Below are 18875 nucleotides of genomic sequence, written 5' to 3' on the forward strand. Positions count from 1 at the left end.
GCAGCTCGGCCCAGTCGGCGGTCATGAAGTCGCTGGTCTGCACGGCGCGCAGGGCCACGACGTAGTCGTAGGTGCGGCCGTCGCCCATGACGCCGACGCTCTTGACAGGCAGGAATACGGTGAAAGCCTGGCTGGTCAGGTCGTACCAACTCTTCTGCGAATGCGGCTCGATGGTCGAGCGCAGTTCCTCGATGAAGATGGCGTCGGCCTTGCGCAGCAGGTCAGCGTATTCCTTCTTCACCTCACCCAGGATGCGCACGCCCAGGCCCGGGCCTGGGAACGGATGGCGGTACACCATGTCGTGCGGCAGGCCGAGCGCGACGCCGAGTTCGCGCACCTCGTCCTTGAACAGGTCGCGCAGCGGCTCCAGCAGCTTCAGGCCGAGCTGCTCAGGCAGGCCGCCGACGTTGTGGTGGCTCTTGATGACCACTGCCTTCTTGGATTTGGCACCGCCGGATTCGATGACATCGGGGTAGATCGTGCCCTGCGCCAGAAAGGTCGCCCCCTTGTGGCCGGCGCCGCTGGCCTTGAGCTTCTCGGCCTCGGCCTTGAACACGTCGACGAACAGGCGGCCGATGGTCTTGCGCTTCTGCTCGGGATCAATCACGCCGGCCAGCGCATTCAGGAACAGCTCGCTGGCGTCGACGCGCACAACGCGAGCGTGCAGCTTGCCGGCAAACATGTCCATCACCATGTCGCCCTCGTTCAGGCGCAGCAGGCCATGGTCGACGAACACGCAGGTGAGCTGGTCGCCGATGGCGCGGTGGATCAGCGCCGCGGCCACCGACGAATCGACGCCGCCCGACAGGCCGAGGATCACTTCCTCGTCGCCGACCTGGGCGCGGATCGCGGCCACGGCCTCCTCAACGTGCTCCTGCATCACCCAGTCGGCCCGCGCACCGCAGATGTCGAGCACGAAACGGTTCAGAAGCGCCCTGCCCTGCACCGTGTGCGTGACCTCGGGGTGGAACTGCACACCGTAGAAGCGGCGCTCCTCGTCGGCCATGCCGGCAATCGGGCAGCTCGGCGTACTGGCCATCAGCTTGAAGCCAGGTGGCAGCTCGCTGACCTTGTCGCCGTGGCTCATCCACACCTTCAGCATGCCGTGGCCTTCGGGCGTGGTGAAGTCGGCGATGCCCTTGAGCAGTGCCGTGTGGCCGCGCGCGCGCACCTCGGCATAGCCGAATTCGCGCTGGTGTCCAGCCTCCACCTGGCCGCCGAGCTGCTGCGCCATGGTCTGCATGCCGTAGCAGATGCCGAGCACCGGCACGCCGAGTTCGAACACGGCCTGCGGCACGTGGTCATCGACCTCGTACACGCTGGCATGGCTGCCCGACAGGATGACGCCCTTCAGCGCGCCGTCGGCCGCCTGCTCGCGCACCCAGTCGTCGCTCATGTCGCAGGGATGCACCTCGCAGTACACGTGCGCCTCGCGCACCCGGCGGGCGATGAGTTGGGTGACCTGGGAGCCGAAATCGAGGATGAGGATCTTGTCGTGGGCCATGGTTTCAATCGAGGCGACCGAGCAGCAGGTATTCGAGCAACGCCTTTTGCACGTGCATGCGGTTCTCGGCCTCGTCCCAGACCACCGACTGCGGGCCGTCGATGACCTCGGCGGTGACTTCCTCGCCACGGTGCGCCGGCAGGCAGTGCATGAACAGCGCGTCGGGCCTCGCCGCAGCCATCATGTCGGCGTCGACGCACCACTCGGCGAAGGCCTTGCGGCGCGCCTCGTTCTCGGCCTCGTAGCCCATGCTGGTCCAGACGTCGGTGGTCACCAGGTCGGCGCCGGCACAGGCTTCGCGCGGGTCGGCGAAGCTCTGCCAGCCCTTGGCGGGCGCGCCGTTCAGCGTGGCGAGTTGGCTGTCGACCTCATAGCCGCGCGGCGTGCTCACGCGCAGTTCGAAATCGAGCAGCGAGGCGGCCTGGGCCCAGGTATTGGCCATGTTGTTGCCATCGCCGATCCAGGCCACCGTCTTGCCCGCGATCGAGCCGCGGTGCTCGATGTAGGTGAAGACGTCGGCCAGGATCTGGCATGGGTGGTATTCGTTGGTCAGGCCGTTGATCACCGGCACGCGCGAGAACTCGGCGAAGCGCGCGATGCGCGCCTGCTCGAAGGTGCGGATCATCACGATGTCGGTCATGCGGCTGATCACGCGCGCCGTATCCTCGATCGGCTCGCTGCGGCCGAGCTGGCTGTCGCCGCTGGTCAGGTGCACCACCGAACCGCCCATCTGGTACATGCCGGCCTCGAAACTCACGCGCGTGCGCGTGCTGGCCTTCTCGAAGATCATGGCCAGCGTGCGGTCGTGCAGCGTGTGGTGCTTCTCGTAGGCCTTGAACTTGCGCTTGATCAGCGCGGCACGCTGCAGCAGGTACGCGTATTCCTCGGCCGTGAAGTCGGCGAATTGCAGGTAATGCTTGATCGGCGCGCTCATGGTGGGGCTCACTCGTTCAGGAAGGCCTCGATCAGCGGCACCAGGATCGACACCATCTCGTCGGCCTCGGTCTCGCTCAGAATCAGCGGCGGCACCAGCCGGATCACGCTGTCGGCGGTGACCGAGATCAGCAGCCCAGCGTCGGCGGCGCGCTGCACCAGCACGCCGCAGGGCTTGGCCAGGTCGATGCCCAGCATCAGGCCTTGGCCGCGCACCTCCTTGACGCCGGCGTTGCCGGCCAGCGCCTTCTCGAACGCGCCCTTGAGGTGCGCGCCGACCCGGGCCGCGTTGTCCAGCAGGCCTTCCTCTTCCATGATGCGGATGGTCTCGACGCCCGCGCGCATGGCCAGCGGATTGCCGCCGAAGGTGGTGCCATGGTTGCCGGGCTGGAAGATGTTAGCCGCCTTCGGCCCGGCGACCACGGCGCCGATCGGCACGCCCGAGCCCAGGCCCTTGGCCAGTGGCATCACATCGGGCACGATGCCGGCCCACTGGTGCGCGAACCACTTGCCGGTGCGGCCCATGCCGCACTGCACCTCGTCGATCATCATCAGCCAGTCGCGCTCGTCGCACAGCTTGCGCACCGCCTGCAGGTAGTCGATGCGCATCGGGTTGACGCCGCCCTCGCCCTGGATGGTCTCGAAGAACACCGCCACCACGTTCGGGTTGCCCTCGGTGGCTTGCTTGAGCGCCTCGATGTCGTTCAGTGGCACGCGGATGAAGCCATCCACCAGCGGACCGAAGCCCTGCTGGATCTTCGGGTTGCCGGTGGCGCTGAGCGTGGCGATGCTGCGGCCGTGGAAGGCCTTCTCGTAGACCACGATCTCGGGCCGCTCGATGCCCTTGTCGTGGCCGAACTTGCGCGCCAGCTTCAGCGCCGCCTCGTTGGCCTCCAGACCGGTGCAGCAGAAGAACACGTTGGTCATGCCGGCCAGTTCGCTCAGCTTGGCTGCCAGCTTCTCGGCATTGGGCACGTGGTAGTAGTTGCTGGTGTGGATCAGCTTGCCGATCTGCTCCTGCAGTGCCGGCACCAGCTTCGGATGCGCGTGACCGAGCGTGTTCACCGCGATGCCGCCCAGGCCGTCGAGGTAGCTCTTGCCGTTGACGTCCCACACCCGGCAGCCCTGGCCGCGCTCCATCGCGATCGGCAGGCGGGCGTAGGTGTTCATCGTGTGCGGCGAGGCGGCTTCGATGTGCGCGGTCACGGCAGGCTCCTGTCAGGAAAGCAAAAAAGAATCGGGCCAACGCGGCCCGTTGAGTCTGCATTCTAGGCCCTGCCCGCAGCGCCTTTGTTGCGATCTCGGCATCGCTGTCATGCGCAGGTCATACGGCTTCAGTCTTATATAAGATATAATTCTTGGCTGCCTGATGCATGCGGCATTCGGCGTGCGATGTCGAGGAGTTAGCGCAGACAATGACGGCGGCCACACCCTCCAGTGACCAGGTCTTCATCCGCGGCGTCACGCGCGACGGGCGTACCTTCCGCCCGAGCGACTGGGCCGAGCGCTTGGCCGGCGTGATGGCGCAGTTCCGGCCCGGCGGCGCGGCCGGCCCCGGCAGCCACATCCGCTACTCACCCTGGTGCGTGCCAACCACGCTCGACGGCGCCAAGTGCGTGGTGGTCAACCGCGCACTGCGCAACCACGAACCGATGGCCTGGGACTTCGTGATGAACTTCGCCAGGGACAACGAACTGCAGGTAATCGAGGCCTGCCTGCTGCCCGAGCCCGGCGCGCGCTGACCCGGATCCCGCACGACACCCATGAAAAAACCGCCCGAAGGCGGTTTTCTCGATTCTGCGGACAGCGCACCCTGAACAAACGGCGCGGGCGGATTCGGTATCGAACGCCGCTCGCGGGCGGGTTTGCCTGATCAGCCGATCAGGCGGCGGCTTGCGCCTGGGCCAGCGCCTTGACCTTGGCCGACAGGCGGCTCTTGTCACGGGCGGCTTTGTTCTTGTGGAAGATGCCCTTGTCGGCGATGGTGTCGACCACCGACTGCATCAGGGCAAAGGCGCTTTGTGCCTTCTCCTTGTCACCGGCGAGAACGGCTTTCTCGACGTTCTTCACCGAGGTGCGGTATTTCGAGCGCAGCGAGGTGTTCGCGGCATTGAGTTTCACGTTCTGGCGTGCGCGCTTGCGCCCCGACGCCAGGCGTGGGTTCTTTTTCTTCGGCTTTCCAGCGGCCATTGAAGTATTCCTTTGAGGTTTGCGGATGTTGTCGGCAGAACCGCGCATTCTACTCTTTGCCGGCCGATCTGGCCAGGGGCCGGCGCACGACCGGGCGCGGGGACTACACTCACGCCCCAGTCGAAAGCCCTTGCGCCCCGTTTCGTGAGCCTGTTCAAAGCCGCTTCCACCGTATCCCTGCTGACGCTGGCCTCGCGCATCACGGGGCTGGTGCGCGACCTGCTGATGGCCTCGGCCTTCGGTGTCAGCGGGCTGACCGACGCCTTCAACGTCGCCTTCCGCATCCCCAACCTGCTGCGGCGGCTGTTCGGCGAGGGCGCGTTCAGCCAGGCTTTCGTGCCAGTGCTGGCCTCGAGCAAGGCGCGCGACGGCGACGAGGCCACCAGGCGGCTGATCGACGCCGTCGGCACCGCGCTGACCTGGGTGCTGGTGCTGACCAGCATCGTCGGCGTGATCGCGGCGCCGCTGCTGGTGCTGGCGCTGGCCAGCGGCCTGGACGCCAGCAGTTTCGACGCCGCCGTGCTGATGACGCGCTGGATGTTCCCCTACATCGCCTGCATGTCGCTGGTGGCGTTCTCGGCCGGCATCCTGAACACCTGGAAGCATTTCGCCCTGCCGGCGGCGACGCCGGTGCTGCTCAACATCTCGATGATCGTGGCGGCCTGGCTGGGCGCGCCCTGGTTCGAGCGGCTCGGCATCGAGTCGATCTACGTGATGGCGCTGGGCGTGATGGTGGGCGGCGTGCTGCAGCTGGGCGTGCAGATCCCGGCGCTGCACAAGCGCGGGCTGCTGCCGCGCATCGGCGCCAGCTGGAGTCGGATCCGCGCCGCGTGGCGCGACGCCGGCGTGCGCCAGGTGCTGTCGCTGATGCTGCCGGCGCTGCTGGGCGTCGGCGTGGCGCAGCTTTCGCTGCTGATCAACACCCAGATCGCCTCCTACCTGGCGGCCGGCAGCGTGACCTGGGTCTGGTATGCCGACCGGCTGATGGAGTTTCCCACCGCACTGCTCGGCGTGGCGCTGGGCGTGGTGTTGACGCCACAACTCGCCGCCGCGCGCGCCAGCGGCGACGACGCGCGCTATTCACAGATGCTCGACTGGGGCCTGCGTCTGGTGCTGCTGCTGGCGCTGCCCTGCGCCGCCGCGCTGCTGACCTTCGCCACACCGCTGATCGCCACCCTGTTCCACCACGGCCTGTTCTCGGCCGACGACGTCGAGCGTTCGGCGCTGGCGCTGGCCTTCTACGGCATCGGCCTGCTGGGGCTGGTGGCGGTGAAGGTGCTGGCGCCGGGCTACTACGCCAGCCTGGACATCCGCACGCCGGTCAAGATCGCAATCGTGGTGCTGGTCATCACGCAGTTGTTCAACGCCCTCTTCGTGCCGTTTCTGCAACATGCGGCGCTGACACTGTCGATCGGACTCGGTGGCCTGATCAACGCGCTGTGGCTGCTGCGCGGCCTGATCCGGCGCGGCAGCTACCGGCCGCACGTCGGCTGGGGCGTGTTCGGCGCCCAGGTGGTCGGCGCCACGCTGCTGATGAGTGCCTTCCTGGTCTGGGGCTCGCGCAGCTTCGACTGGATCGGCACCGCCGCGCTGCCACGCGCCGGCCTGCTGGGGCTGCTGGTGACGGGCGCCGCCGCAGTCTACTTTGGCGCCCTTCTGGTGTCCGGGCTTAATCTGCGTCAATTGTTGCGGCGCTAAGACGGCACAACAGCGGTTGTTCCGCATTGACGCCGGCGGCCGGGCGGCCTACAACAGCGGCCATGAAGCTGGATCTGTCCACGCCGACCCCGCTGGCCTATTTCGCCGCTCTGGTACAGGCCGACGAGCGCCTGCCGCTGCTCGAGGCTGCGGCCAGCCTGGCGCAGGACGAGTATCCGGGCCTGGACGTGCAGCAGGTGCTGGCCGATACCGACCGACTGATGGTGCGTCTGAAGCGCCGCGTGGCGCCCGGCGCCAGCTCCATGGATCGGCTGCAGACCCTGAACCAGTTCTTCTTCGGCGACCTGGGTTTCGCCGGCAACGTCAACGACTACTACAACCCGGACAACAGCTACCTGCACGTGGTGCTGAACACCCGCCGCGGCATCCCGATCTCGCTCGCCGTGCTGTGGCTGGAGCTGGCCCAGGGCCTGACGCTGCAGGCCGAAGGCGTGAGCTTTCCGGGTCACTTCCTGGTCCAGGTCAAGCTGGGCGACGGTCGCGTGGTGGTGGATCCGTTCACCGGCACCTCGCTGAGCCGCGAGGAACTGCTGGAGCGCATCGAGGCCTTCCAGCCCAAGGGGGTCAGCGCCATGGGCGGCGAGGTGCCGCTGGCGCTGTACCTGCAGCCGGCCGGCGCGCGCCGCATCCTGTCGCGCATGCTGCACAACCTGCAGGAAATCCACCGCACGCAGAAGGACTGGGCGCGTTTCGTCGCCGTGCAGGACCGGCTGGTCACGCTGCTGCCGCGCGCCTGGGAGGAATACCGCGACCGCGGCCTGGCGCTGGCCGAGCTGGGCGAGCGCGAACGCGCGCGCGCCGACCTGCGCCTGTACCTGCGCGAAGCCACCGACGCCGCCGACCGCGCGCTGATGGCGGATCGGCTGGCCGAGCTCGAGGGCGCGAGCTGAGCCCGGGTTGACCATGTGTGGGAGCGGCGGCAGCCGCGAATGGGCGTTTGCGGTGGAGGCGGCCTCCATTCGCGGCTGCCGCCGCTCCCACAGCCCACACCAAGACATAACGCCCACTCAGGACGCCATCACCACCTCAAGCACCGCCTCGGCCAGCGCCAGGCAGCTCGTCAGCCCCGGCGACTCGATGCCGAACAGGTTGACCAGACCCGCGATGCCGTGCTCGCGCGGCCCCTGGATCACGAAATCGGCCGCCGGCTGGCCCGGGCCGCTGATCTTCGGCCGGATGCCGGCGTAGTCCGGCTGCAGCGCGCCATCGGCCAGGCCGGGCCAGTACTTGCGCACCTCGGCATGGAAGGCGCCGCCGCGCGCCGGATCGACCCGCAGGTCATCCGCCGAAGCCACCCACTCCACATCCGGGCCGAACTTGGCCTGGCCACCAAGATCGAGCGTCAGGTGCACGCCCAGCCCGCCGGGCTCCGGCACCGGGTAGATCAGGTGCGTGAACGGCGCGCGCCCGCTCAGGCTGAAGTAGTTGCCCTTGGCGAAGTACGCGTGCGGCACCAGGCGCGGGTCGAGTCCGCGCGTGCGTGTCGCCAGCAGCGGCGCATGCAGGCCGGCGGCGTTGACCACCAGGCGCGCCTGCAACGCCGTCCCATCCGCCGTGCTCACCCGGATACCGTCCGCGCTGGCAGCGAGCGCCACCACCTCGGCGTGCGTGACCAGCACGGCGCCCGCATGCTCGGCATCACCCAGCAGCGACAGCATCAGGCCATGGCTGTCGACGATGCCGGTCGAGGGCGACAGCAGCGCCGCCTGGCATTCCAGCCGGGGCTCCAGCGCCAGCGCCTGTTCGTGGGTCAACCACTGCAGATCGGCCACGCCATTGGCCGCCGCGCGCGCCTGGATGGCTTGCAGCTCATCGACCTGCGCCGCGCTGGTGGCGACGATCAGCTTGCCGCAGCGCCGGTGCTCGACGCCGCGCTCGGCGCAGTAGTCGTACAGCAGCTGCCTGCCGCGCACGCACAGCCGCGCCTTCAGAGAAGCCTGCGGGTAGTAGATGCCGGCGTGGATGACCTCGCTGTTGCGCGCACTGGTGCCGGTGCCGAAGCTCTCGGCCGCTTCCAGCAGCATCACCTCGCGCCCCTGCAGGGCCAGCGCGCGCGCCACCGCCAGCCCCACCACGCCGGCGCCGATGACGACGGCGTCCACCGCTTCCGCGCTCATGCCTGAACTCCCTGCAGCATGGTGATGGCGTGCTCAGGCCCGGTGCGGCGAGACCTGCGCGCCGCTAGCGCAGCGTGCGCAGCAGCGCGGACCGCGGCGAGAAGCCATGGTTGAGCGGCCCCCGGCCGTGTCCGGTGTTCACCAGCGCGCCTTCCTTGATGGCATCCAGCACGTAGCTGTGCGCCGCCTCGGCGGCCAGCGGCAAGGGCAGTTCCTGGGCCAGGAAGGCGGCCAGCGCCGACGACAGCGTGCAGCCCGCGCCGTGCAGGTTGCCGGTCTCCACGCGCGGCGCCTGCATCACGTGCGGCTCCAGGCCGCGCGCCAGCAGCAGATCGTGCACCTCGGGACCCGGCAGGTGGCCGCCCTTCAGCAGCACGGCGTGCGCACCCATCTGCAGCAGCGCCTGCGCGGCGCCCAGCATGTCGCCGGTATCCTGCACGGGACGGCCCAGCAGCAGCGTGGCTTCGTCCAGGTTGGGCGTGACCAGGCGGGCGCGCGGAAACAGCTCGCTAACCAGCGCCTGCACCGCCGGCGGCTCGATCAGGGGCGCCCCGGTGATCGACACCATCACCGGGTCCAGCACCACGTGCGGCAGCGCATGGCGGTCGATCGCCTGCGCCACCGCGTGCACGATCTCGGGTGAATGCAGCATGCCGATCTTGACCCCGTGCACGCCGATGTCGCCGACCACGGCATCGATCTGCGCCACCAGGAACTCCGGCGGCACCGCGTGGATGGCGCTCACACCCTGGGTGTTCTGCGCCGTCAGCGCGGTGATGGCGCTCATGCCGTAGCAGCCGAGCGCAGCGAAGGTCTTGAGATCGGCCTGGATGCCGGCGCCACCGCCCGAGTCGGAGCCGGCAATCGTCAGGATGCGGACGTATTCCTGCACGCGGTCGGCTTTCTTCATGATCGGCCATCCTCTTTCGGGTACATCGGGTGAGCAGACCCGGGCGTCGCGTTTCAGTGCAACGTGGCTGCCTGCAGCGACGGATGCGGCAGCCGCGGCACCGGCAGGCGCGCGTCGGCGCGGCCGGCTTGCAGCGCAGCTTGCCACAAAGGCAGGCTCAGCGCCGGATCATCGCCCAAACCGCGCACCACGCACACCCCGCTGGCACCGCTGCGCGCCGCCTGACTCAGCTGTTCGGGTTCGAGGATGCCACCGATGGCCACCACCGGCACACCCGCCATGTGCACCCACCAGGCCAGGTTGTCCAGCCCCTGCGGCAGCCAGGGCATGGCCTTGGTCAGCGTCGGCCACACCGGCCCGCAGGCCACGTACCAGGGCGCCAGGGTTCGGGCGCGCGCCAGTTCCCACAGGCTGTGGCTGCTGATGCCCAGCGGCAGGCCGCTGGCCGCCAGGTCGGCACGGCCGGTGGCGCCCAGCGCCAGCAGATCCTCCTGTCCCAGGTGCACGGCCAGACCGCGCGTGTCGCCCGCCGCCAGCTCCGCGGCCAGGCGCCAGTGGTCGTTGACCACCAGCGTGGCGCCGACGGCGCGGCAGGCCGCCAGCGATTCGCTGACCGCATCGCGCAGCGCGGCGTGCCACGCGGGATCGGGCGCGTCGGGCGTCTTGATGCGCAACTGCACGGTCCTCACGCCGGCGGCAACCACCTGGCGCACGCGTTCGGCCGAGTCGACGATGGCGTAGATGCCCAGGTCGGGCTGGGCCGCGGCGACCTGCAGTCCATCTCGGTCGTTCGAGTAGCCGCAACGCCCGGAAATCACCTCATCGCCCCACGACAGGCACGGCAGCAGTGCCGGATCGCCGGCGAACCCGGCCCGCGCCGCCACCGGACCCGCGCCCTGCCCCGCGGCATGGCCATGGCGCAGCGCCTGGGTGGTCGCCATCTTGGCCAGCACCAGCGCATCGGCCGGCACGAAACCCAGTGCCAGCGCGCAGGCGGCGCTGGTGGCGAAGGTGCAGCCGGTGCCATGGCTGTGCGGCGTGTCGATGCGCGGCAGCGCCAGCCAGCCACTGGCGTGCCCGGTATCGATCCAGTCGAGCGAGAGCCCGTGGCTGGCGTGGTCGTCGCCACCGGTGATGGCGACGGCTTGGGCGCCCGCAGCGCGCAGGCCTTGGGCGATGGCCGCAAGGCTTGATACCGCAAGGTCTGCCGGTGAGGTCGCCGCCAGGCGCCGTGCCTCCCGCTCGTTCGGCGTCACGATGGTGGCGCGCGGCAGCAGCCATTCGACGTAGGCACGCAGCACCGCCTCGTCCGCGAAGGCCGCGCCGGTGGACGCGCCCAGCACCGGGTCCACCACCAGCGCCACGCGCGGATCGTGCGCACGCAGCCGGTCGATCCAGCGGGCGACGCGAACAACGTTGTCGGCGCTGCCGAGCAATCCGGTCTTGACCGCTGCGGGCGGCATGTCGTCGAACAGCGCCGCCAGTTGCGCCTCCAGCAGGTCCGGCGCCACCGGCTCGACCCGCGTCACGCCGACCGAGTTCTGCGCCGTGACGGCCACCACGACCGGGCACAGGTGCGCGCCGAAGGCTTCGGCGGCGCGCTGGTCCGCGCTCAGGCCGGCACCACCACCGCTGTCGTTGCCGGCGATGCTCCAGACGATAGGGCGGCGCGGTTCAGTGTCCACCAGCACCCCTGCCGATGGCGCCGCGGCGCGACATGATCCGGCGGCGCATCACGGACGGAACGACCGAAGCACTCGCTTCGTCATCGATGCCGCGCAGCGGCCAAGTCACTGAACGCAGCGAGCTCATCAGCCGCCGATGAGAAACGGATTGCCGGTGACCGGCGTCGTCGCCACCGCGAAGTCCTGCCTGGCCATGACCCCCGCTCGGCGCGCCGCGCGACCGGCCTCGATGGCCTGCCTGAAAGCCGCCGCCATGCCCACCGGGTCGCTGGCCTGGCTGACGGCGCTGTTCAGCAGCACGGCGTCGTAGCCCATCTCCATCGCTTGCGCCGCGTGACTGGGCGCGCCGATGCCGGCATCGATGATCAGCACCACGTCGGGCAGGCGCTCGCGCAGCAGCCGCAGCGCGAACGGGTTGACCAGCCCCTGGCCGGAGCCGATCGGCGCGCCCCAGGGCATCAGCAGCGGGCAGCCGGCGTCCAGCAGGCGCTTGGCTGTGACCAGGTCGTCGGTGCAGTACGGAAACACGGTGAAGCCGTCCTTGACCAGCTGCCGCGCTGCCTCGACCAGCTCGATCGGGTCCGGCTGCAGGGTGTACTCGTCGCCCACCACTTCCAGCTTGACCCAGGGCGTGTCGTACAGCTCGCGCGCCATGTGAGCGAGCTGGATCGCTTCGCGCGCCGTGGTGCAGCCGGCGGTGTTGGGCAGCAGGCGCGCGCCGTGCGCCTTCATGGCGGCGCGGATGATCTCGACGAAGCCGTTGTCGCCGGCCGCCGCCAGCTGGCGTTTCAGCCCCACCGTGATGATCTGCGCGCCCGAGGCGGCAATCGCATCGGCCAGCACCTGCGGTGACGGGTAGCCGGCGGTGCCGAGCAGGAAGCGGCTGTCAAGCTGCACCTCGCCCACCGCCCAGGCGTCCCGATTCTTCTGCAACACGTCGACTCTCGCATTCATGCCATCACCCACCCACGATCGGTTGAAACAGCAGCACCTGGTCACCCTCGAGCAGCACCCGCTCACGCTGGCTGCGCGCCACGAACTCGCCGTTGACCGCCGTGCTGACCCCCTGCTCCTCATGTCCCAGCGCGGCAACCAGTTGCGCTAGCGTCGTGCCCGGTGCCAGCCGATGCGGCTGGCCATCGAGCCGGATGCCGATCTGCGTGCTGGCGGTCGTGTTCATGCGCTCGGCACCTCCGCCAGCGCCGCCGGTGCCAGGCCGTCACACCACCCGGTCTGCCGCAGCGCCTGGTCCACCAGCGCCGGCGCCAGCAGCCAGCCGTGGCGGAACAGACCGTTGATGGTCAGCCGGCGGTCCTGCCACTCCAGCAGCGGGTTGTTGTCCGGCAGCGCGGGACGCAGGTTGACATCCAGCTTCAGGATGCGCGCCTCGGCCAGCGCCGGCAGCACGCTGTGTGCGGCGGCCATCAGTTCGGTGGCGGTGCGCAGGCTGACCGGCGAACGGTCCTCGCTCTCGATCTCGCTGGCGCCCACCAGCACATCGCGCTCGCTACGCGGCACGATGTAGACACGGTGGCGCGGATGCAGCAGGCGCACCGAGCGCGTCAGCCCATGGCCGGGGCAGTCGAGCCAGAGCACCTCGCCACGCACGCCGCGCACCGGCCGGTCCGGCCTGGCACCGACACCGCGCACGTCGACCACGGCATCGAAGACCTGCGTGCGGCCATCGGCCAGGCGCAGGCTGCCGCCCTGTGCGCCGCCGGTGACCGCCTGCACGGTCTGGTTCCAATGCCAGTCCACGTCCTTGGCGCCGGCTTGCAGGGCCAGCATGACGCCGACCGTGTCGATGAAGCCCTCACCCGGCAGTAACCAGGCCTGCGCCGGGCCCTGGATCGCCGGCTCGAGGTCGCGCAGCGCGGCGGCGTCGATCGGCTGCACGCTGTCGACCGGACTCAGGCGCCGCCATTCAGGCGTGGCCATGCCGGCGCGCAGCCGGTCGAGCACGCGCTGCGCCGCGCCCAGATCCGACCGGTGCGCCAGCAGCAGGCTGCCGCGCACCGTGACGTTCGGCGTGCCGGGCAGGGCAGCGGCGATGCGCGGCCACAGCGCCAGCGACTGCCAACCCAGCGCGGCCACCGACGGCTCGGCGTTGTCCAGCTCGGATATCGGGCTCAGCATGCCGGCTGCCGTGAACCCCGTCGCCGTCGGCAGGTAGCGCTCCTGCGCCTGGCTGCGCGGCACGGGCTGTTCGCTGGCCGCCGGGTCGAACACCGACACCCGGTGCCCCGCAAGCGACAGGCGCCAGGCCAGCAGCCGGCCCAGAAGGCCGGCGCCGGCGATACCGATGGTTCGTGAAGCACTCATGGTTCGACTCCGATCCCGGCCGCCACAGGCATGCCTGCGCAAGGCGCGCGTCGGCTATGAGCCTCAGGCTGGTTCGATCGGCACATAGAACTCACCCCCCTTGGCGGCAAACTCCTTCGACTTCTCGTCCATGCCGACCTGCAGCGCCTCCTGCTCGCTCACGCCCAGGGTGGCCGCGTAGTCGCGCACGTCCTGGGTGATCTTCATGGAGCAGAACTTCGGCCCGCACATGCTGCAGAAGTGGGCCGTCTTGCTGCTGTCCTTGGGCAGCGTCTCGTCGTGGAAGTCGCGTGCGGTGTCGGGATCGAGCCCCAGGTTGAACTGGTCTTCCCAGCGGAACTCGAAGCGCGCCTTGCTGACCGCGTCGTCGCGCGCGCGAGCGCTCGGATGCCCCTTGGCTACGTCGGCCGCGTGGGCGGCAATCTTGTAGGCGATGATGCCCTGCTTGACGTCGTCGCGGTTGGGCAGGCCCAGGTGTTCCTTGGGCGTCACGTAGCACAGCATCGCCGTGCCCATCCAGCCGATCATCGCGGCGCCGATGGCCGACGCGATGTGGTCGTAGCCGGGCGAGATGTCGATGGTCAACGGGCCCAGCGTGTAGAACGGCGCCTCGCCGCAGTGTTTGAGCTGCTCGGTCATGTTCTCCTGGATCATGTGCATCGGCACGTGGCCAGGGCCTTCGATCATGGTCTGCACGTCGTGCTTCCAGGCTACTTTAGTCAGCTCGCCCAGCGTGCGCAGTTCGGCAAACTGCGCCTCATCATTGGCATCAGCGGCGCACCCCGGCCGCAGGCCATCGCCCAGGCTGTAGCTGACGTCGTACGCCTTCATGATCTCGCAGATTTCGTCGAAGTGCGTGTAGATGAAGCTTTCCTTGTGGTGTGCGATGCACCACTTGGCCATGATCGAGCCGCCACGGCTGACGATGCCGGTCACGCGCTCGGCGGTCAGGTGGATGAACGGCAGGCGCACGCCGGCGTGGATGGTGAAGTAGTCCACGCCCTGCTCGGCCTGCTCGATCAGCGTGTCGCGGAAGATGTCCCAGGTCAGGTCCTCGGCGATGCCGCCGACCTTCTCCAGCGCCTGGTAGATCGGCACCGTGCCGATCGGCACCGGGCTGTTGCGGATGATCCAGTCGCGCGTGGTGTGGATGTTCTTGCCGGTCGACAGATCCATCACCGTGTCGCCGCCCCAGCGGATCGACCACACCAGCTTCTCGACCTCTTCCTCGATGCTGCTGGTGACGGCCGAGTTGCCGATGTTGGCGTTGATCTTCACGCGGAAATTGCGGCCGATGATCATCGGCTCGCTCTCCGGGTGATTGATGTTGGCCGGAATGATGGCGCGGCCGCGCGCCACCTCGTCGCGCACGAACTCCGGCGTGATGCGCTCGGGAATCTGCGCGCCCATCGGGTTGCCGCGGCGGCGCGCCTCGCGCTTGGGCTGGCCCAGGTACTCGGCCAGCCACTCCATGCGCCCGTTCTCGCGCAGCGCGATGTACTCCATCTCGGGCGTGATGATCCCCTTGCGGGCGTAATGCATCTGCGTCACGTTCGCGCCTGCCTTGGCGCGCCGCGGCTGGCGCTGCAGGCCAGCGGCCTCGCGACGCAACTGCTCGATGCGCTCGCCGTCGCGTCCTTCATGTTTGCCGCCATCGTCCAGGATCTGCGCCAGGCGCCCTTCGTAGCTTTCCGTGTCGCCACGCTCGTCGATCCAGCCCTGGCGCAGCGCCGGCAAGCCGCGCCGGACATCGATGGCCGCCTGCGGGTCGGTGTATGGGCCACTGGTGTCGTACACGCTGACCTGCGTGCCGTTGGTCAGGCGAATGTCGCGCACCGGCACGCGCACATCCGGCCGCGAGCCTTCGAGATAGGCCTTGGTGGAAGCCGGAAACGGCTCGCGCGTCAGCGTGAGCAACTGGGCAAATTTGTCGGGGGCGTTCATCCGCGGTCTCCTGTGGTCTCGTTTCAAGGACTCTCCGGGGCCGCCTGCTGCGCGTTGGCCTGATGAACAGGGAACTGCGCTCTCGGTGCTGCTCTTCCTTACGCCGGTACTAGCCGGATCAAGTTGACGGGTTCGGCTGCATGATTCAGCCGTCTCAGCTCGCTTGCGCGCGCACCCCGGAGTGTGGCGCCCATGATAGCGCCAAATGCGGGTCCGTGCTTGCATCGACCCGCGCCACTTGCCTGGGCGCCTGGCATGCATGCATGCCGTTCGCCAGACCAACGAGCGCGGCCTGCCGTGATCCCGATCGAAACGTTGCTTGCGCAAGCCGAAAAATCCTGGCGATCCTCTTTCCAGAAACCCAAAATCCGGGCTACAATGCAAGGCTTATTCCCCGATAGCTCAGTCGGTAGAGCGACGGACTGTTAATCCGCAGGTCCCTGGTTCGAGCCCAGGTCGGGGAGCCAGCTACACTAAAGAAAGCCCGCTACGGAAACGCTAGCGGGCTTGTTCTTTTTCTAGGCAATGTAGGCCTCTTGTAGGCTTCACGACTGGGTTTTGATGGCCCGCGTGCCATGGGGTGAGATAAGGAGTTCGCCGCCTTTGAATCCGCCGCTGAGGGCCGCGCGGCAAGCCCGGCTCATCGCCAGCTCCGACCACACGATCTGCGCGGCAAAGGGGACGTCCCTAGAATGGGCGGGTCCACTCAGCACCCATCGGAGGCCTCTTCACCATGAAGAAATCGCTTTCGCTGCGCTGCCCGCAGTGCGGCGGCAATGAATTCGTCGATACCGAGCACGTGAACCCGAGCGACACGGTGATTTGTAGCGCGTGCAACGCGTCGATGCTGCTCAGCGACCTTTCGCAGACCCGTGCGGCACAAGAAGCCGAGCGCCGCGCGATCGAGGCATCACGCGCGGCGTACGGCAAGCTGGTCAAGAAGTAACGGCCGTCGCGCGACTTCTCTTCGAGACGGCGCGGGCTGTTCGCACGGTCGTCGTTGGCACCTTGCACGGGCACCAGGCCGCACCACCCTTGAGCGACTTCAATACGGCGCAATGGAGCTTCAGAGGCAACTCCCGCTCATCACAAGCTGCGCGCCGCCCACACCAAGCTGCGCGCTGCCCACACTTGCCCTCAGGCTGAGTCCGCCAGGTCAAACACCGCCATGCTCTCCACATGCGCGGTGTGCGGGAACATGTTGACCACACCGGCTGCGACACAGCGATAGCCCGCCTGGTGCACCAGCAGCCCGGCGTCGCGCGCCAGGGTGGCGGGATTGCAGCTGACGTAGACGATGCGACGCGGCGGTTGCCAGGTATCGTGGCCCAGCGGCAGCGGATCGGCATCAGCGGCACCGGTGCGCGCCTGGTGGATGGCAGCCAGCGCCTTGACCAGGGCGAAGGCGCCTTCGCGCGGCGGATCGACCAGCCAGCGGTCGGCGGCGCCGACGGCCAGCAGTTGCGCTGCGGTGATGTCGAACAGGTTGCGTGCGACGAGCTCGGTCGGCGCCAGTGCCGGCCATTGGTCGTCGCGGGGCTGGCGCAGGTTCTCGCGCGCACGCACCACCAGCACCTCGCTGCCCTCCACACCCAGCACCCGCCCCGCCTGGGTGGCGATCGGCAGCGTGAAGTTGCCCAGGCCGCAGAACCAGTCGATCACGCGCTCGTCACGGCGGGCGCCCAGCAGTCGCAACGCCCGGCTGACCAGCACGCGGTTGATGTGCGGGTTGACCTGGGTGAAATCGGTCGGCTTGAAAGGCAGGCGCAGGCCGAACTCGGGCAGCGCGTAGCCGAGCTCGGGCCCGCCTTCGTCGAGCAGGTGCGCCGTATCCGGACCCTTGGGCTGCAGCCACCACTGCACGCCGTGCTGGTGGCCAAAGGCGCGCAGCCGGGCGCTATCGGCATCGGACAGCGGCTGCAGGTGGCGCAGCACCAGCGCGGTGACCTCGTCGCCGCAGGCCAGCTCGATCTGCGGGCAGGTGTCGCGCGCGTCCATGCCCATGATGAGCGCGCGCAGCGGCAGCAGCAGCGCGCTGACGTGCGGCGGCAGCACATGGCATTCGCGCATGTCGGCGACGTAGCGGCTCTTGCGCTCGTGGAAGCCGATCAGCACCTCGCCCTTCTTCTGCACGTGGCGCACCGACAGGCGGGCGCGGTAGCGGTAGCCCCAGGCGGGACCCTCGATGGCGCGCAGGATCAGCTCCGGCCTGACCTTGCCCAGGTGCCACAGATTGTCTTCCAGCACGCGCTGCTTGACGGCGACCTGCGCCGACGGCTCCAGGTGCTGCATCTTGCAGCCGCCGCAGGCGCCCTGGTGCAGGCCGAAGTGCGGGCAGCGCGGGCGCACGCGCAGGCTGCTCTCGCGGTGCAGCTCGGTCAGCGTCGCCGCTTCCCAGTGGTTCTTGCGCCGGTGCACGCTGGCCGACACCAATTCGCCCGGCAGCGCGCCATCGATGAACACCACCTTGCCATCCGGCCGGCGGGCGATGCCCTGCGCGTCGAGATCGATCGCATCGACGTGCAGCCAGCCGTCGGGCAGGTCGGCGGCGGCGAGGCCAGGACTGTCGGCTTGTTGAGTCATCGGGACATAGTGCGCTCATGGCACCTGCGGGTGCATCCACTGTTCCCGCGCTGGCGGGAACAACGGCGTCGGAAACGGCAACGGGCGCCCGACCGAGCGCCCGCCGACGAGCCGCAGATCAATCAGCGCGGCGGCAGGTAGCGCGCCGGGTCGACCGGCTTGCCGGAGCGGCGGATCTCGAAATGCAGCTTGACGCGATCGGCGTCGGTCGAGCCCATCTCGGCGATCTTCTGGCCGCGCTTGACGTTCTGGTCCTCCTTCACCAGCAGCGACTGGTTGTGGGCGTAGGCGGTGAGGAAGGTGTTGTTGTGCTTCAGGATGATCAGGTTGCCATAACCGCGCAGGCCGGCACCGGCGTAGACGACGCGGCCGTCGGCGGCGGCCAACACCGGGTCGCCGGCCTTGCCGCCGATCCCCAGGCCCTTGTTCTTGACTTCGTCAAAGCCCGCGACCAGCGTGCCATTGGCGGGCCAGATGAAATCGACATCGTCGGCGCCAGCGGTGGGCGGTGGCGCCGAAGTCGGTGCCGGCGCGGGTGCCGGTGCAACCGCTACGGCCGGCGCCACCGGGGCGACGCCAGGGGTGGTCTGGGTGGCCACCGGCACCGGCGGCTTGGCCGGCGCAGGTGCCGACGCACTGGCCACGGCCGGCGGCACCACGCGCAGAACCTGACCGACCTCGATCAGGTTGGAGTTCTCCAGGTTGTTCCAGCGCGCGATGTCGCGCCAGTTCTGGTTGTGATCACGGGCGATCTGCATCACGGTATCGCCGGCCTTGACGGTGTAGTAACCGGGTTTGCCGGCATTCTCGGCGCCCGGCAGCGTGGCCGGGTCGACGCGTGCGCTAGCGCCTGCGCTGCCACGGTCCTCGACCGGGGCCCGGGTCATGGAAGTGCTGGTGCATCCGGCCAAGGCCGCCACCAGCACCAGCGACATCAGGGTCCAAGACTTGCGACCTGTCAATTGCAT

At 68.8% G+C, this 18875-nt stretch carries 17 protein-coding genes, 1 tRNA gene and 1 riboswitch; of the genes, 5 read left to right on the forward strand and 13 right to left on the reverse strand.

The window, feature by feature from the left end; genetic code table 11:
• The 3 genes from guaA to PK606_RS01010 all read right to left on the reverse strand — a co-directional run.
• Positions 1-1504, reverse strand: a 1504-nt coding sequence (gene guaA, locus PK606_RS01000) for a glutamine-hydrolyzing GMP synthase (RefSeq protein ID WP_324559639.1), incomplete at its 3' end; no start/stop codon positions are given.
• 4 nt (positions 1505-1508) lie between these two features.
• On the reverse strand, positions 1509-2426 hold the full coding sequence (gene argF, locus PK606_RS01005) for an ornithine carbamoyltransferase (protein ID WP_502920768.1): 918 nt from the start codon (positions 2424-2426) through the stop codon (positions 1509-1511).
• Positions 2427-2446: 20 nt separating this feature from the next.
• Positions 2447-3643 carry an aspartate aminotransferase family protein gene (locus PK606_RS01010; protein ID WP_324559643.1) on the reverse strand — a complete coding sequence of 399 codons (1197 nt, stop codon included), beginning with the start codon at positions 3641-3643 and terminating at the stop codon, positions 2447-2449.
• A 209-nt stretch (positions 3644-3852) separates the two neighbouring features.
• On the opposite strand from PK606_RS01010, the gene PK606_RS01015 reads away from it, so the two are divergent.
• The gene (locus PK606_RS01015; RefSeq protein WP_324559645.1) at positions 3853-4179 is read left to right on the forward strand and encodes a DUF3579 domain-containing protein; all 327 of its coding nucleotides are present in this window, start codon (positions 3853-3855) and stop codon (positions 4177-4179) included.
• 139 nt (positions 4180-4318) lie between these two features.
• Here the strand turns inward: PK606_RS01015 and rpsT are convergent, their stop codons facing one another.
• Positions 4319-4627 carry a 30S ribosomal protein S20 gene (gene rpsT / locus PK606_RS01020; RefSeq protein WP_324559937.1) on the reverse strand — a complete coding sequence of 103 codons (309 nt, stop codon included), beginning with the start codon at positions 4625-4627 and terminating at the stop codon, positions 4319-4321.
• Positions 4628-4771: 144 nt separating this feature from the next.
• Here rpsT and murJ point away from each other — a divergent pair, with 144 nt between their 5' ends.
• Together murJ and PK606_RS01030 are read left to right on the forward strand one after the other, a co-directional pair.
• A complete protein-coding gene (murJ, locus tag PK606_RS01025; RefSeq protein ID WP_324559647.1) occupies positions 4772-6325 on the forward strand; it encodes a murein biosynthesis integral membrane protein MurJ in 1554 nt (517 codons plus the stop codon).
• 62 nt (positions 6326-6387) lie between these two features.
• Positions 6388-7236 carry a SirB1 family protein gene (locus PK606_RS01030; RefSeq protein ID WP_324559649.1) on the forward strand — a complete coding sequence of 283 codons (849 nt, stop codon included), beginning with the start codon at positions 6388-6390 and terminating at the stop codon, positions 7234-7236.
• 117 nt (positions 7237-7353) lie between these two features.
• Here the strand turns inward: PK606_RS01030 and PK606_RS01035 are convergent, their stop codons facing one another.
• From PK606_RS01035 to thiC, 7 genes are all read right to left on the reverse strand, one after another.
• The gene (locus tag PK606_RS01035) at positions 7354-8463 is read right to left on the reverse strand and encodes an NAD(P)/FAD-dependent oxidoreductase (protein ID WP_324559651.1); all 1110 of its coding nucleotides are present in this window, start codon (positions 8461-8463) and stop codon (positions 7354-7356) included.
• 64 nt (positions 8464-8527) lie between these two features.
• A complete protein-coding gene (gene thiD / locus PK606_RS01040) occupies positions 8528-9373 on the reverse strand; it encodes a bifunctional hydroxymethylpyrimidine kinase/phosphomethylpyrimidine kinase (protein ID WP_324559653.1) in 846 nt (281 codons plus the stop codon).
• Positions 9374-9426: 53 nt separating this feature from the next.
• A complete protein-coding gene (gene thiD / locus PK606_RS01045; RefSeq protein WP_324559655.1) occupies positions 9427-11058 on the reverse strand; it encodes a bifunctional hydroxymethylpyrimidine kinase/phosphomethylpyrimidine kinase in 1632 nt (543 codons plus the stop codon).
• Between the two features lie 126 nt (positions 11059-11184).
• Positions 11185-12012, reverse strand: a complete 828-nt coding sequence (locus PK606_RS01050; protein WP_324559657.1) for a thiazole synthase — start codon at positions 12010-12012, stop codon at positions 11185-11187.
• 4 nt (positions 12013-12016) lie between these two features.
• The gene (gene thiS / locus PK606_RS01055; RefSeq protein WP_324559659.1) at positions 12017-12238 is read right to left on the reverse strand and encodes a sulfur carrier protein ThiS; all 222 of its coding nucleotides are present in this window, start codon (positions 12236-12238) and stop codon (positions 12017-12019) included.
• A complete protein-coding gene (locus PK606_RS01060; protein ID WP_324559661.1) occupies positions 12235-13380 on the reverse strand; it encodes an FAD-dependent oxidoreductase in 1146 nt (381 codons plus the stop codon). The genes thiS and PK606_RS01060 overlap by 4 nt, the downstream gene beginning before the upstream one ends.
• Positions 13381-13443: 63 nt before the next feature.
• Complete coding sequence (thiC, locus tag PK606_RS01065; RefSeq protein WP_324559663.1) at positions 13444-15324, reverse strand: phosphomethylpyrimidine synthase ThiC; 1881 nt, start codon at positions 15322-15324, stop codon at positions 13444-13446.
• A gap of 77 nt (positions 15325-15401) precedes the next feature.
• Positions 15402-15513, reverse strand: a riboswitch (TPP riboswitch).
• Between the two features lie 202 nt (positions 15514-15715).
• Here thiC and PK606_RS01070 point away from each other — a divergent pair.
• Positions 15716-15791: transfer RNA gene (locus PK606_RS01070), tRNA-Asn, on the forward strand.
• Positions 15792-16057: 266 nt separating this feature from the next.
• Positions 16058-16270, forward strand: coding sequence for a Lar family restriction alleviation protein (locus PK606_RS01075; RefSeq protein WP_324559665.1), 213 nt, complete (start codon positions 16058-16060; stop codon positions 16268-16270).
• A gap of 191 nt (positions 16271-16461) precedes the next feature.
• Here PK606_RS01075 and rlmD read toward each other — a convergent pair whose 3' ends face one another.
• Positions 16462-17907 (reverse strand): 23S rRNA (uracil(1939)-C(5))-methyltransferase RlmD, encoded by a 1446-nt coding sequence (gene rlmD, locus PK606_RS01080; RefSeq protein WP_324559667.1) that lies wholly within the window; start codon positions 17905-17907, stop codon positions 16462-16464.
• Between the two features lie 122 nt (positions 17908-18029).
• Entirely contained in the window at positions 18030-18875 is an 846-nt protein-coding gene (locus tag PK606_RS01085; RefSeq protein ID WP_324559669.1) for a peptidoglycan DD-metalloendopeptidase family protein, read from the reverse strand.

The sequence above is a fragment of the Ottowia sp. genome (assembly GCF_035444425.1).
Taxonomy (GTDB): domain Bacteria; phylum Pseudomonadota; class Gammaproteobacteria; order Burkholderiales; family Burkholderiaceae_C; genus Ottowia.

Bases quoted from the DNA above. Each gene is read 5' to 3' on its own strand.
- PK606_RS01015 (WP_324559645.1), top strand. From the start codon at position 3,853: ATGACGGCGGCCACACCCTCCAGTGACCAGGTCTTCATCCGCGGCGTC.
- rpsT (WP_324559937.1), bottom strand. From the start codon at position 4,627: ATGGCCGCTGGAAAGCCGAAGAAAAAGAACCCACGCCTGGCGTCGGGG.
- PK606_RS01030 (WP_324559649.1), top strand. From the start codon at position 6,388: ATGAAGCTGGATCTGTCCACGCCGACCCCGCTGGCCTATTTCGCCGCT.
- PK606_RS01035 (WP_324559651.1), bottom strand. From the start codon at position 8,463: ATGAGCGCGGAAGCGGTGGACGCCGTCGTCATCGGCGCCGGCGTGGTG.
- thiD (WP_324559653.1), bottom strand. From the start codon at position 9,373: ATGAAGAAAGCCGACCGCGTGCAGGAATACGTCCGCATCCTGACGATT.
- PK606_RS01050 (WP_324559657.1), bottom strand. From the start codon at position 12,012: ATGAATGCGAGAGTCGACGTGTTGCAGAAGAATCGGGACGCCTGGGCG.
- thiS (WP_324559659.1), bottom strand. From the start codon at position 12,238: ATGAACACGACCGCCAGCACGCAGATCGGCATCCGGCTCGATGGCCAG.
- PK606_RS01060 (WP_324559661.1), bottom strand. From the start codon at position 13,380: ATGAGTGCTTCACGAACCATCGGTATCGCCGGCGCCGGCCTTCTGGGC.
- thiC (WP_324559663.1), bottom strand. From the start codon at position 15,324: ATGAACGCCCCCGACAAATTTGCCCAGTTGCTCACGCTGACGCGCGAG.
- PK606_RS01075 (WP_324559665.1), top strand. From the start codon at position 16,058: ATGAAGAAATCGCTTTCGCTGCGCTGCCCGCAGTGCGGCGGCAATGAA.
- rlmD (WP_324559667.1), bottom strand. From the start codon at position 17,907: ATGACTCAACAAGCCGACAGTCCTGGCCTCGCCGCCGCCGACCTGCCC.
- PK606_RS01085 (WP_324559669.1), bottom strand. From the start codon at position 18,875: ATGCAATTGACAGGTCGCAAGTCTTGGACCCTGATGTCGCTGGTGCTG.